The following is a 14,687-nucleotide window of genomic DNA, read 5'->3' on the forward strand; positions in this document are numbered from 1 at the left end:
AGTCACCATGACCAATCCGTCGATCCTGACCATCATCCTGAACTACCGCACAGCTGAGATGACAGTGCGCGCAGCCGAGGCAGCCCTGCGCGAAATGGCGGACCTGCCGGGCGAGGTGCTGGTTATCGACAATGGATCAGGGGATGGGTCTTACGATGTGATCCATAAAGAGGCCAAGGCGCGTGGCTGGGTCGACAGCGGCCAATTCCGCCTGCTGCAATCGCCGCGCAATGGCGGGTTTGGCGCGGGCATGAATTTTGGCATCAAGGCTGGCCTGTCCGATGGAACCGCGCCCGATTTCTATTACCTGTTGAACTCAGACGCCTTTGTCGAACCGGACGCGATCCGCCTGTTACGCGATTTCCTGCAAACCAACACCAAGGCGGGCATGGTCGGGTCTTATGTCTGCGGAGTGGACGACACCCCCCATGCAACCGCGTTCCGGTTTCCCTCAATTGCAGGTGAATTCGAAGGTGCCGCTCGCACCGGCGTGATCTCTCGCCTATTGCGCAAATCGATTGTGGCGTTGGAAATCCCCACTGACGAGATCCAAGTTGACTGGACTGCAGGCGCCAGTCTGATGATCCGGCGACAGTTGATCGAGGACATTGGCGGCTTTGATGAAACGTTCTTCCTGTATTATGAGGAAACCGACCTATTCCGCCGTGCAGCAGCCGCAGGGTGGCGAACGCACTACCTGCCCTCCAGCAAAGTGCGGCATGTTGGGTCAGCCTCCACCGGGATGAAGGAATGGGCACGCGCCCCGTCTTACTGGTTTGACTCGCGACAGCATTATTTTGCTAAAAATCACGGACGCCTCTACGCGGCAACCGCGACACTGGCATTGGTGGCGGGAGGTCTAATTTGGCAGTTGCGTCGACTTGTACAAAACAAACCCAGAACTGATCCTCCTCATTTTTTACGTGACCTCATCAGCTATTCTTTGCGCGCATTAATTAAACCGGGGCGCGCAAGCCGCCCTGATCCAAAACTGACCGCCGTTCCCCCGGAGGAATTGAAATGAGCCATTTTTCCTGTGTTGTCATTGGCAATGAATCGCTGCTTATCGGTTGCGCAGATGCGTTGTTACGCGGTGGGCACGACGTACACGCCGTGGTTTCTACCGATCCGGATATCTGCGCCTGGGCAACGGACAAGGGATTAACCCAATACGCCAAAGCCGCAGATTTAAGCGGCAATTTCGACTGGCTGTTCTCCATCGCCAACCTGACGCTGATCCCCGATGCTGTGTTGAACATGGCCAGCAAGGGCGCGATCAATTTCCACGATGGCCCTTTGCCGCGTTATGCCGGGTTGAACACGCCAAACTGGGCGTTGATCAACGGTGAAGCCGAGCATGGCATCACATGGCACATGATCGAAGGTGGCGTTGACGAAGGCGACATTGTTGCCCAACGCCTGTTCCCGCTATCCGAAGACGAAACTGCGTTTAGCTTGAATTCCAAATGTTATGCCGCTGCAATCGACAGCTTTGGCGAGGTAATGGCGCAATTGGAGTCCGGTGCAATAACCCGAACGCCACAGGATCTGAGCCAGCGCAGCTATTTTTCCCGTGCCGACCGCCCTGCGGCTGGCGGCCGGTTGGACTTTACCCGCCCAGCCAACGAGCTGTCACAACTGGTGCGCGCCTTGGACTATGGCGGCTATTGGAACCCCCTTTGCGCAGCCAAGGTCGACGTCAACGGTCGGATCGTTCTGGTTGGCTCGGCAACTGTTTCTGAGGGCAGCGGCCCGGCAGGTACAGTACTGGATCACCACGCAGACCAGCTGACCATCGCCACCGGTGATGGCGCTATCACGCTGGGAAAACTGACCCGGCCCAACGGTGCGGTTGTTGACCTGAACACTCTGTGTCAGCCGGGTGATATTCTGACCTCATTGAGCCAAGAGCACGCAGATGCCCTGACAACGCAAATGGCGGCGACGCAGGCTGGCGAAACCCATTGGCGAAACCGGCTCAAGAGGATGCAGCCGGTGACTGTGCCATTGGCCCGGAAAACTGGTGAAAGTGGTTTTGAAACCATAGAAATTGCCCTGCCGCAAGAACGAACACCTGAACAAATCCAAGCCGCTGTCTTGGGATGGGCTCTGCTTAGCACTGGCGATGATCAGGCCGATCTGGCTCTGTCCAGCGCCAAACTCGGCGATGCTGCTGTCCCGGACATGATTTCAGACTGGGTGCCGATCCAGGCACGCCGGGACGAACCATTGCCAGATCTGTTGAACAGGCTGGAAAATGAGCAGAAAAAGATCATCAAATTTGGTGGTTTTGCTGCTGACTTGGCAGCCCGAGATCCGGACCTGTCAGCACAGGGCATGCCCGGCCTTGGCCTGATGCTGGATTTGGACGCGCCCATCCAGGGTTGCGCTGCAACGCTGGCGGTCACCAATGGCACAGCCAATTTGCACTTTGACCGTGCGCATCTGGGATCAGCTGAGGCAGCTCTGCTCGCCGCTCGCCTGCACGAGGCGCTGAACGCGATTTCAACCCACGGCGAGCAGCCGTTGTCCATGTTGTCTGTCCTGCCCGAAGATGAACGCCGTAAGCTGCTGACGGATTGGAACGCCACGGCGCGCGACTATCCGACAGATCAGACCATCCACGCCGCATTTGAGGCACAGGCAGCCCGCAGCCCAAATGCCACAGCACTGGTGTATGAGGACCAGACCCTCAGTTATGCAGCCCTGAACGCGCAGGCCAATCGGGTGGCAACCAAGCTACAGGCGATGGGTGTCAAACCCGGCAGTCATGTTGGTCTCTACGTCTCACGGTCTCCCGATCTGGTGATTGCCGCACTTGCTGTAATGAAGGCAGGCGGAGCCTATGTCCCGCTGGACCCAGCCTATCCCGCTGATCGCATTGCGCATTATCTGCAGGACAGTCAGGCACAGGTTGTTGTGACCCAAACCGCACTGCAAGACAGCCTGCCCAGTTCCGACGCGCAGGTTTTGGTTCTGGATGCAATGACCCCGACAGATGTTATCCAGCCCAACGTCGACGGTGGCGCAACAGCCGAGGATCTGGCCTATCTGATCTATACCTCTGGCTCGACTGGCACCCCAAAGGGCGTGATGTTGCGCCATGCCAATGTTGCGAATTTCTTTGCAGGTATGGATGATCGTATCCCGTTTCAGGTCGGCGACACCTGGCTGGCCCTGACCAGCCTATCCTTCGATATTTCTGTACTAGAGCTGTTCTGGACCCTGTCACGCGGGTTCAAACTGGTTTTGTCCAGCGATGAAAGCCGGTTGAACCTGTCCAACGGTCCAATTGCGATGTCCAACCGCAAGATGGATTTCAACCTGTTCTACTGGGGCAATGACGACGGTCCGGGACCGCGTAAATACCAGCTTTTGCTGGATGGCGCGCGCTTTGCTGATGCAAACGGCTTTAACGCCGTCTGGACACCTGAACGCCATTTCCACGCCTTTGGTGGTCCCTACCCCAACCCATCCGTCACCGGAGCAGCCGTGGCGGCAGTCACCAGCAACATCAGCGTACGGGCCGGGTCTTGTGTCGCGCCCCTCCACCACCCTGCCCGCGCGGCCGAAGAATGGTCAGTGATCGACAACCTGACCAATGGCCGCGCCGGTTTGGGCATTGCATCAGGCTGGCAGCCGGATGATTTTATCCTGCGGCCGGAAAACACGCCGCCTGCCAACAAACCTGCGATGTATGAAACCATCGAAGTGCTGCGCAAACTGTGGCGGGGTGAAGAAGTAGAGTTCCCCCGCAAAGACGGTGGCAAACACGCGGTAATCACCCAGCCGCGCCCTGTGTCCAAGGAACTGCCGATCTGGGTCACAACGGCCGGCAACCCGGACACTTGGCGCGAAGCTGGTGAAATTGGCGCCAATGTGTTGACCCACCTGCTGGGTCAGAGCATCGACGAGGTGGGCGGCAAGATCCGCATCTACCACGATGCCCTGCGCAAGGCGGGTCACAACCCAGATGACTTCACCGTCACTCTGATGCTGCACACCTATCTGGACGACACCCGCGAACAGGCGCGCGAGATCGCCCGCGAACCCATGAAAGACTACCTGCGTTCAGCTGCAGGATTGATTAAACAATACGCCTGGGCTTTCCCGGCGTTCAAGCGGCCCAAGGGCGTGGAAAACGCCTTTGATATGAAGTTGGACGGGCTCAGCGCCGAAGAACTTGAGGCGATCCTTGAATTTGCCTTTGAGCGTTATTTTGAGGACTCAGGCCTGTTTGGCACCGTTCAGGATGCGGTCGCACGGGTCGAACAGCTAAAGCGCATCGGCGTGGATGAGATTGCCTGCCTGATCGACTATGGCATTGCGCCGGATGTGGTGATGGAGGGGCTGAAACCGCTGGCAGAAACCCTGCGCCTGTCCAATGCGCCCACCGAACTGGCCGCGGATGATTTCTCGCTGGCTGCACAGGTCATACGTCATGATGTCAGCCACATGCAATGCACCCCGTCGATGGCGCGGATGATTTGCATGAACGGCGAGGCGCGCTTGGCGCTGGGTCAGCTACAGCAGTTGATGATTGGGGGCGAGGCGCTGCCCGGTGATCTGGTAGAGGACCTCCGCCAAACCACTCAGGCGCAAATCCACAACATGTACGGGCCAACAGAAACCACAATTTGGTCCACCGTGCAGACACTTGAAGAGATCCCGTCGGGCATTGCACCAATTGGCACACCAATCGCCAATACCAGTACATATGTGCTGGATGACAAACGATGCCCCGTTCCTATTGGCGCAGTTGGTGAATTGTTCATCGGTGGTGCCGGTGTTGCAGCAGGGTATTGGCAGCGTGCGGATTTAACCTCTGAAATGTTTGTTGACGATCCCTTTAACGATGGCAACGGGCGCATGTATCGCACCGGTGATCTGGTGCGTTGGCGCAGTGACGGGCAGCTCGGCTATTTGGGGCGCACCGACACTCAGGTCAAAATCCGCGGACAGCGCATTGAATTGGGTGAAATCGAAGCCGCAATTGCTGAATTCGACGGGATCACTGCCGCCGTTGTTGTGGCGCGCACGGTCAACGGAAACGAGACGCTGGTCGGCTATATCACAACCACAGAGCCGGTCGATGATCTGGCATTATGTGGCAGTCTGGCATTGCGGTTGGCCGAGGTAATGGTGCCAGCGCATATTGTGACACTGGATCAGTTCCCGCTGACACCCAACAAAAAGATCGACCGCAAAGCCCTGCCCGACCCCAAGCCAACGCGTGAAGCCGTTGCGATTGATGCCCCACCACCAGCTGCCGGTGCTCAGGCGCAGATTGCTGCAATCTGGGGACGAATTTTGGGCGTTGGGAACATCCGGGCCCAGGATAGTTTCTTTGCTCTGGGAGGCCATTCACTGTTGGCCGTCCAGGCACACCGCGATATTCGGGCAGAAACCGGGGTGGCCAAACTCTCAATCACCGATATATTCCGCTTTCCAACACTGTCCGGTCTTGCCGCGCATCTGGATAAACTGTCCGGTGGCACGGCGTCGGTCGAAGAAAAACCCGACGCCGAAGCAGAAGCCGCAGCAGAGGCGGAGAAGTCGGACAAAATGTCAAAACGCCGCGCCATGCGGGCCAACCGCAAAGCAAGGACCGGATGATCACAGAATTGACGGCGCAGGATACTCAGCGGCATGCTCTGGCGCGGGTGCTGTTTGAAGAGGATGTGGCATTGGCGGTGTACAATCCACTGGCCAATCCGCCACGCCCATTTTCGGCTGAACTGGCCTGCCTGTCGCCCAATGCTGTTGAAAAACGCCAACGCGAATTTGCGGCGGGCCGCGCCGCGGCCCATGCGGCAATGGGTGATTTGGGGTATCCCGCCCAGCCGGTGCTGGTCGGCGACAAGCGCGCTCCCATTTGGCCCAAAGGGCTGACCGGATCAATCACCCATACCCGCAGCTGCGCGATGGCGGTGCTGGCACGGTCTGATAATTTACGTGGTCTTGGCATCGACGTCGAAGAAGACACACCGCTGAAAAATGACTTACTGCCCGCGATCTGCTCGGAACGGGAACAAGCATGGCTCAAATCGCAGAGTAACCCGGGCCAGTTGGCTAAAGTGATTTTCTCGGCCAAAGAAGCCGCCTATAAGTGTCAATATACCTTGAGCCAACGGTTCTTTGGGTTTGATGGGATGGAGTTAGAGCTAGATCTGGCGCAGGGTCGGTTTCAGGCCCGCCTGACCGCTGAACAGCCTCCCTTTGCCCGTGGTGCTACCTTTGACGGGCAATTTGCCGTTGGCGCTGGGGTGATCGTGACCGCAGCCGAACTGCGTAACTAAAAGGAAGCCAGGATGACACGACGTGGGTTTCTGGCTCTGCTGGCGCTGCTACCAACCTCTGGTGCCGCGGCATCAACTTTGGCCGTTCCACAACTTTCGCCACCCAATGCTCCGCTGAATGTTTATCATCTGGGGCACTCGCTGGTGGGGGCAGACATGCCGTCAATGCTGGCGCAATTAGCCGGTGAAGGGCATCGCTGGAACAGCCAACTGGGGTCGGGAACGTCGCTGAAGCAACATTGGGAACCGGCTGAGCCAATCCTTGACTTTGATCAGGTCAACACCCCGCCCACCTATCGCGATGCACGCGAAGCCATCGGGGCCGGAACCTATGACGCCGTGATCCTGACCGAGATGGTCGAGCTGCGCGATGCCATCCGCTATTTTGGCGCAGTTAAATACCTGCGCCGCTGGGCAAACCTGGCACGTGACGCCAATGCCGAAGCACGCCTCTATCTGTATGAAACCTGGCATCCGCTGGATGACCCGGATGGCTGGTTACACCGGATTGATACAGATCTGGATCGCCTGTGGCTGGGAAAACTGGCCGGGTCGGACAGCCGTCGCAACCCCAAACATCCTCTCTACCTGATCCCCGGCGGTCAGGTGATGGCGGCGGTGGCCCGAGCGGCTGAAGCCGGTAACATTGACGGCTTGACCAAACGAGGGCAATTGTTTGCCAAAACACCATCGGGCGAGCAGGATATGATCCACTTCAATGATCTGGGGGCCTATGTGGTGGCACTGACCCATTATGCCGTGTTGTACCACCGTTCGCCGGTTGGCTTGCCCCATCAGTTGCTACGCGCTGATGGACACCCCGCAGACGCCCTAACCCCAGTAGCCGCGCGGCAGGTGCAAAACATCGTCTGGCAGGTCGTCACCTCTTTGCCGCGAACCGGAGTTACGCCATGAGCTGGACCAGTGTCGTTGGCTCGGTTGTTATGATCGGTCACAGCCTGTTTGGCCCGGACAATCCGCAGATGCTGGATCAATTGCTGACCGCGCGCAGCCCGGCGGCGGTGTCGGTTCAATCACAAATTATCAACGGTGCGCCACTGCAATACAACTGGGAGCACGCCGACAGTGCCGAAGGCATCAATGCCCGCACGCGTTTGCAGCGTCCGGCCGACGTCGTCATTGTGACCGAAGCCATTCCACTGGCCAATCACCTGAAATGGAGCAACACCCCCGAGGCGGTGACCCGCTTTTATGAGCTGGCCCGCGCGGCCAACCCGGACGTACAGTTTTTTGTGCAAGAGACCTGGCACAGCCTGAAAAGCGGAAGCGGTGAGGTGGTGGAGTTTGACGACGGCATGAAAACCCCATGGCGTGATCGCCTGGAACACGATCTGCCGCGCTGGCAGGACGTGGTGGATACGGTCAACGCCAGCACCAACGGCAACGTGGTATTATTGCCAGCAGGTCAGGCGATGGGCCGGTTGGATGATGCCATTCTTGCCGGCACAGTCCCCGGTTTGACGCATATCAGTGATGTTTTTGCCGACGACATCCATCCCAATGACATCGGTTTCTATTACTTGTCTCTTTTGCAATACGCGGTGCTGACTGGCGACACGCCGGTAGGTTTGCCACACGAGCTAAACGATCGTTGGGGGGCAAAATTTGATCCACCCTCAGCCCAACTGGCCAAACGGTTGCAACACATCGCCTGGGAGGCTGCGCAGGGCAGCCCGACCCGTACCGCCCTGCCCCCCGAGCCTGAAGCACTGCCCGAAGAACCAAAAATAGCGCGGCTCAATGTGCCTGTCTCTGACGAGGGTACTGCTGCCCCCACCGCGCTCCGCCAGCCCATCGCGATCAATCTGGCCGCGATTGCGGATTGGAGCCCGCAGGCCCCGTTTCTGGACCACTTTAAAACCGCGCGACCTTGGATTGGCCATATCGCTGGGCAATGGGGCGGTGCCGGGCACGATGACCTAGTCTCTGCGGACTATTTGGACAAAAACGGCTGGCCTACTGCACTTCCTCCGGAACTGGGTTCAATTGGCACGGTCATCCTGACCGACCTGCCAGAAACAGCGACTTCGCTGGCCGGGCGCTATGTGTTGCGATTTGAAGGCGATGGCATTGTCGAGGTCTCCGGGCGCGGCAAGAACGTCCGCTATGGCAAAGGTCTGGTCTCGTTCGACTATACCCCCGGCCCCGGCCCCGTTGAGATCCGCATTCAGCGCACGGACCGCGCGAACACCGGCGACTATGTACGCAACATAACCGTGGTCAAGCAGGAGCATCTGGACGCCTATGATGCAGGCGCCTTGTTCAATCCGCTCTGGCTGGACAGATTGCAGGGCTTTGCCGCGCTGCGGTTTATGGACTGGATGGAGACCAATGGCTCTGCGCAGATCGGTTGGGAAGACCGTCCGCTGATCAGTGATTACACCTGGGGCCGCAAGGGGGTCCCCGCAGAGATCATGTTGGAATTGGCGGATCAGCTGGCGACCGATCCATGGTTCACCATGCCCCATGCGGGCGATGACAGTTACTTTCGCCAGTTCGCCATGCTCGCAGCCGCCGGGCTGGATGATGATCGTCAGGTCTATGTGGAATACTCCAACGAGGTCTGGAACTGGCAGTTCCCACAGGCCAAATGGGCTGATGATCAAGCCCGCACCCGTTGGGGCGGTGATGATTTGTGGATGCAGTTCTACGGTGGCCGCGCCGCCGAAATGGCGCAAATATGGACCGCCAGTTTTGGCGATAAGGCCCCAGAGCAATTGGTGCGGGTTATCACCACCCAGACTGGGTGGCTGGGACTAGAGCAACAAATCCTCGAAGCCCCACTGTGGGTGGCCGAAAAAGCCGACCGACACCCCCCGGCAAGATACTTCGATGCCTATGCGGTCACCGGTTACTTCGGCGGCATTTTAGGGCTCAAGGATCGAGCGGGCATGGTACGGGCCTGGATTGCGGACAGTGCAGAACGCGCCCATGACGCAGCAACAGCTCAGGGTTTGACAGGCACCGCACAGAGAGATTTTGTCTCGAAGCATCAGTACGACATCGCCAGCGTTCAAGCCGAAGCGGAGCTGCGCGATGGGCTGATTTCAGGCGATCCCGCAGATACTCTGGCTGACCTGCTGGGCCGGGTCCTGCCTTATCAGGCCGATATCGCTGCCAAACATGGCCTGGACCTGATCATGTACGAAGGCGGCAGCCACATCGTGGGCATCGGGCCCATGGTTGATGACGATACGCTGACCGGCTTTTTCACCCATTTCAACTATACAACCGAAATCGGCACGCTTTATGGTGAGTTGCTTGCGGGTTGGCAGGCTTTGGGCGGCCAGATGTTCACAGCCTATGTTGATGTCTACACCCCTGCCAAATGGGGCAGCTGGGGCGCCCTACGCAACCTCAATGACAGTAATCCACGCTGGGATGCTCTGGAGGCGGTGAAATGACCCAATTGGTCTCGGTCTTGATCCCAGCCCATAATGAGGCCGGTTATATCGCTGCCTGCTTAGACGCATTGTTTGCCTCTGACCCTCTGCCAAATGGGATGTCGGGCGAGGTTTTGGTACTGGCCAATGGCTGCACCGATACCACCGCCGAGATCGCACGATCTATATCGCCCGCTGCGGGTTGGATCATGCAGGTTCTGGAAATTGCCGAAGGCGGAAAATTGAACGCTCTGAATACCGGCGATGCCACGGCTAAGGGCGACGTGCTGATTTATCTGGATGCGGATGTTGTGGTCGAGCCTGCCCTGATCCAGCAAATTGCCACGGGTTTGGCCGGGGACGGACCGCTCTATGGCAGCGGACGCCCGGTGGTTGCCCCGGCCAGCACCCCACTCACCCGCGCCTATGGTCGGTTTTGGCAGAAACTTCCCTTTGTCAGCCAAGGTGTGCCGGGGTTTGGCCTGTTTGCGATGAACCGGGCTGGACGTCTGCGGTGGGGTAACTGGCCTGATATCATTTCCGATGACACCTTTGCCCGATTGAGTTTTTCCCCCTCTGAACGGATTTCTCTGCCAGCCAGCTATCACTGGCCAATGGTCGAAGGTTTGGAAAATCTGGTTCGGGTGAGACGTCGTCAGAACATTGGGGTCTCTGAAATTGAAGAAACATATCCTCAGCTTCTGAAAAACGATGAGAAAATGCCGGTGGGAGTCGCAGGATTGCTCAAGATGGCCAGGCGTGATCCACTTGGTTTTGGCGCCTATGCCTTGGTTTCGTTGCTTGTAAAAACGCCTATGTATTCTTCTAGGTCACGTTGGGCACGCGGGCGTTAACCGATAGCTTCCCGGAAATGCCCGGCCAGCTTTGCGGCCTCTATCTCACTGTCATGGCGCTGCAGAACCCTGCCGCGCCCAACCTGCCCCATCGTTACCAACTGATCATGTGGCGTAGCCCCCAGCTGCAACATCGCTCGGACCAGTGCCGCGCTATCGCCAGCTGGAACCAGCCAGCCGGTCTCTCCCGGCAGCACCAGTTCCGGAGACCCTGCAATATAGGTGGTAATGACTGGACGTGCGGCAGCCATTGCCTCCATCACCACCATCGGAAGCCCCTCGGCAAACGACGGCAGGACAAGCGCCTGTGCGGCTGAAAGCTGGGTTCGGACATCTGCTTCGGACAACCAGCCGGTCAAGGTGATGTTCCCCTGCAACCCTTTGCTCTGGATCGCCGCTTCAAGATCTGCGCGCATCTCCCCGTCTCCAATCAAAGACAGATGAGCATCGGGGAGATGTTGCACCAGTTCAGCCATCGCCTGCACCAGGATCATCTGGCCCTTTTGTTCGACGAAACGACCGATCGACACCATCCGCAGCGGCCCCTTTGGTACTGGAGTAGGGGCGGAAAACTTGGCCGGTTCTATGCCGCAATGCACCACTTTGATGCTGTCCCAGCGGTTAAACGCGGCCCAACGGCTAAGCTGGCTGCGGCCGAAACTGCTAATGGCGACAGAAAACGCCGCACTGTTGACCTTGTCTCCCAAAGACTGCGCCTTTGGGGTATCAAATTCTTCGGGGCCATGGGTGGTGAAACTGTAGGTGGGTCCGCCAAGCGTTTGGGCCAGCATCGCTACAGCGGTGGCGTTGGTGCCAAAATGGGCATGCATATGCTGAACACCTGCCGCGGCACAGCGCTGCTTTACATATGCGGCTTCAGCCAGATAGATCAGATGCCGCAGCACACCGCGATCAGAGGCGCGCGCCAATTTCAAGGCCAGCCGCACAGCCCGCCAACCGCGACGCGGCGCGCGTGCAACCTCTGCCAGAAAACCTGCCAGGAGCCGCGCCGCGCCGGTGCGCAGAACGTAAGACGTCCGTTCAGCCTCCTCCAGATCGCCGGGGTCAACAAGTGGTGTATCTGACGCCCGCATTGCCAGCCGCAAGACCTCCACACCCTGACGTTCCAGCGCCTGGACTTCGCGGCGGATAAAACTATGCGAGGGCTGGGGGTAGGTATTGAGAACATAGGCAATTTTCAAAACGTGCATCCAATCCGGGCATGATGTTTTTGGCAGGGTAGCGGTGGTTTCATCGCTTGCAAAGCTTATCGCATATAGGCGGTCACCTTAACCACCAATCCTGCGGATACCGTGGGATTGTCGCCCGTCCAAGCCCAAATCACCGATGAAAACCCGGATACACCCGACAGCAATTGACGCGATTCCCCCCTGCCCATAGCGTGCCGGTGACAACATCAGGAGACCACATGACTCGGTTTGCACCGCTTTTCCAAGGACACGGCCTGATGGCGCGGGTGCTGCGATCGGCCTCGTGGCTGGTGATTGGCTATGGCGGCAGTCAGGCGCTGCGGTTGGCGGCCAATCTGGTCCTGACCAGACTGTTGTTCCCCGAAGCCTTTGGCCTGATGGCCTTGGTCTCAGTCGTGACTGTTGGCTTGTCGCTGTTTTCCGATGTGGGTGTGGGCCCGTCCATTGCCCAGAGCAAGCGTGGCGATGATCCCGATTTCCTGAACACCGCCTGGAGCATACAGGTGACGCGAGGGGGGCTCCTCTGGGCTCTGACAGGCTTGGTGGCCTGGCCCATGGCACAGTTTTATATGGCTCCCGAGTTACTGGTTTATCTGCCCATAGCCGGTATCACCCTGTTTATCTCCGGCTTTAATCCCACCCGCATTGAAACAGCGCACCGCCATTTGCTAGTTGGGCGATTGACGGCGTTGGACCTGGCCAGTCAGGTGATAGGCATCGGGTCTATGATCCTGCTGGCACTGGCAACCCAATCGGTTCTGGCGCTGGTGCTTGGCGGGGTCATTCAGGCCGCAGCAAAACTGGCCCTGACCCACTTTGGCCTGCCCGGTGCAACCAATCGTTTCCGTTGGGAAAAAGCCGCAGCCAAAGAACTGATCCACTTTGGCAAATGGATCTTTTTGTCTACCGCATTCTGGTTTGCCACGTCTCAGGGGGACCGCGCCATTTTGGGGAAATTTGTCTCGCTTGATGTGCTTGGGGTTTATAACATCGGCTACTTTCTCGCCAGTTTCCCCATGTTGCTGGGGCACGCTGTGAACCAACGACTGATGATCCCGGTCTACCGTGACAAGCCGGTGCAGGCCGCCCCCGAAAATCGCCGCAAACAACGCTTGCTACGCAGTGGGTTAACTGCCGGGATCTTGTCCTTGGTGTGGTTAATGGCCTGGGCCGGACCGGGATTGGTGGAGCTGCTCTACGATGATCGATATGTGGCCGCCGGGCCAATGGTGGTGCTAATCTCGCTCTCCCTGGCCCCTGCTGTCATCGGTATGACCTACGACCAAGCAGCCTTGGCAGCAGGTAACAGCCGGGCCTTTTTTATCTTCACGGCCAGCCGCGCAATACTGCAGACAGTGTTTTTCCTGATTGGCGTCGCCTTGTTTGGCCTACCCGGAGGCATTGCCGCACTGGGTCTTTCAATGCTCACCGCCTACCCTGTTTTGATCTGGCTGGCGCGCAAACATCAGGTCTGGGATATGGCGCATGATCTGGGATTTGCCGGACTAACCTGTGCCATTGGCACAGGCGCAGTGTGGTACCATCATCAAGAGATTGCGCTGCTGATCAAAACCCTAGGCTAAATGTAACTGCCACTCTGGGTTATCAAAGATCCTCAAGCATCTGCATCAGATTTGAAACGGCCACGCCATAAATCACTCAGTCGGCGTTTGCGCCGAGTGTCCAATACCGGGATCGACACCACCGGAGCCAACCCGGTTTCACGCTGCATCTGTGCCGCGCTCCGCAACACCGGCTGACGCAGCTCTTGTACATAGGCAACTGCCAGTGCCACCATCACGCTCGCCAACATCCCCATAATCGCCAGCCGCTTGCGGCCCCCAGTGATCGGATAGTCCGGCAACGCCGCAGGTTCAATCACGGTCAGTCGCTCGGACTGATGTCTGGTTTCCAGACGAAACCCAACTTCGGCCTCTGTGCGCCGCGCGGTGATTGCATCCAGAGCATTTTGCAACTGCTGCTGCTGCCGCTCAAAATCATCCAACTGGCGTTCAGCCTCGGGCGAGGTTTCCAGAGACGCCTCCAACTCACTTTTGTGCTGCAACAAGAGGTCGTTCTGGGCTTGCAACGTGTCCAGTTGTTCCTGGAATCCCTCCAGCATCCGCTTTGCAGTTGCCGGACGCTCTGTTGCGGAAACATGATCAGCCGCGCGGCGCACTTCGATCTGCTCGCGGGCGATGTCCAGCAAACCGCCATTAATAGTGGTCAGCTCAGCGCGACGGAATTCTGCAGTGCCAGGCAGTGTCAGATCGTTGGCATTGCGAAAGGCCGTAAGCTCATCCTCGAGAGTGGCCAGATTGGACGCAAGCGCGGCCTCTTGTTCTGCAAAAAACGTTAGGGTTTCGCGGGCAAGTTCGATGCGTGAGTTCACACTCAACTCAATCGTTCGGCGGGCAAATTCATGGGCCACCTGCTGCGCTTGCTCGGCTGTTGGCATCCTGGCAATGATCGTCAGTACCGAAATGGTACCATCGTCAGAGAACCCTTCGCGGGCGGCTGCGACACCTTCGATACGAACCGATTCACGCATTAAAGCCACCAGTTGCGACGGTTTCAGCTGCGGCATATCAGAGTAGAGATCGAATTTTTCAACAATTTCCAGCACCGTACCACGCGCCATCAGGCGCTGTTGTATCAGCTGCAAACGCCGCGCCGAGGACCCTTCGACAGTGGATTTCGCAAGGTCGTCCGCAATCTTTGGCTGGACAATTTGGATCACTTCAGCGGATTCGTACTCGTGCGTTTGACGCGCGGCGAACCATAGCGAAACCAGCGTGCCCAAAAACACAACTTTGGCCATCAACACGACCCGCCGGCGCAGCATGTCCACAAAATCTTCGAAAGAGTAAATCGGGCCCATTCAATGTCTCAACACTGTTAACCAAAATTCGCCGCAGC

General features: G+C 58.0%; 9 protein-coding genes. 7 read left to right on the top strand and 2 right to left on the bottom strand.

From position 1 onward, the window contains the following. Window positions 1-7 precede the first annotated feature (7 nt). The 6 genes from FEE96_RS08275 to FEE96_RS08300 are packed head-to-tail and all read left to right on the top strand — an operon-like array spanning window position 8 to window position 10,557. A complete protein-coding gene (locus tag FEE96_RS08275; RefSeq protein WP_138162545.1) occupies window positions 8-1,024 on the top strand; it encodes a glycosyltransferase family 2 protein in 1,017 nt (338 codons plus the stop codon). Then, on the top strand, window positions 1,021-5,616 hold the full coding sequence (locus FEE96_RS08280) for a MupA/Atu3671 family FMN-dependent luciferase-like monooxygenase (protein WP_138162546.1): 4,596 nt from the start codon (window positions 1,021-1,023) through the stop codon (window positions 5,614-5,616). Before FEE96_RS08275 ends, FEE96_RS08280 begins: the two co-directional genes overlap by 4 nt. After that, the gene (locus tag FEE96_RS08285; RefSeq protein WP_138162547.1) at window positions 5,613-6,299 is read left to right on the top strand and encodes a 4'-phosphopantetheinyl transferase family protein; all 687 of its coding nucleotides are present in this window, start codon (window positions 5,613-5,615) and stop codon (window positions 6,297-6,299) included. Before FEE96_RS08280 ends, FEE96_RS08285 begins: the two co-directional genes overlap by 4 nt. A gap of 12 nt (window positions 6,300-6,311) precedes the next feature. Beyond that, window positions 6,312-7,214 carry a hypothetical protein gene (locus FEE96_RS08290; RefSeq protein WP_138162548.1) on the top strand — a complete coding sequence of 301 codons (903 nt, stop codon included), beginning with the start codon at window positions 6,312-6,314 and terminating at the stop codon, window positions 7,212-7,214. Then, on the top strand, window positions 7,211-9,724 hold the full coding sequence (locus FEE96_RS08295; protein ID WP_138162549.1) for a hypothetical protein: 2,514 nt from the start codon (window positions 7,211-7,213) through the stop codon (window positions 9,722-9,724). Before FEE96_RS08290 ends, FEE96_RS08295 begins: the two co-directional genes overlap by 4 nt. After that, window positions 9,721-10,557 (top strand): glycosyltransferase family 2 protein, encoded by an 837-nt coding sequence (locus FEE96_RS08300; protein ID WP_138162550.1) that lies wholly within the window; start codon window positions 9,721-9,723, stop codon window positions 10,555-10,557. The genes FEE96_RS08295 and FEE96_RS08300 overlap by 4 nt, the downstream gene beginning before the upstream one ends. On the opposite strand, the gene FEE96_RS08305 is transcribed toward FEE96_RS08300, so the two are convergent. Then, a complete protein-coding gene (locus FEE96_RS08305; protein ID WP_138162551.1) occupies window positions 10,554-11,759 on the bottom strand; it encodes a glycosyltransferase in 1,206 nt (401 codons plus the stop codon). The two genes, FEE96_RS08300 and FEE96_RS08305, sit on opposite strands and share 4 nt — an antisense overlap. 227 nt (window positions 11,760-11,986) lie before the next feature. On the opposite strand from FEE96_RS08305, the gene FEE96_RS08310 reads away from it, so the two are divergent. Next, window positions 11,987-13,351 (top strand): oligosaccharide flippase family protein, encoded by a 1,365-nt coding sequence (locus tag FEE96_RS08310; RefSeq protein ID WP_246079347.1) that lies wholly within the window; start codon window positions 11,987-11,989, stop codon window positions 13,349-13,351. Between the two features lie 32 nt (window positions 13,352-13,383). Here the strand turns inward: FEE96_RS08310 and FEE96_RS08315 are convergent, their stop codons facing one another. Then, complete coding sequence (locus FEE96_RS08315; RefSeq protein WP_138162552.1) at window positions 13,384-14,649, bottom strand: GumC domain-containing protein; 1,266 nt, start codon at window positions 14,647-14,649, stop codon at window positions 13,384-13,386. Window positions 14,650-14,687 lie beyond the last annotated feature (38 nt).

Origin of the sequence: Parasedimentitalea maritima (assembly GCF_005771405.1) — a bacterium.
Lineage (GTDB): Bacteria > Pseudomonadota > Alphaproteobacteria > Rhodobacterales > Rhodobacteraceae > Parasedimentitalea > Parasedimentitalea maritima.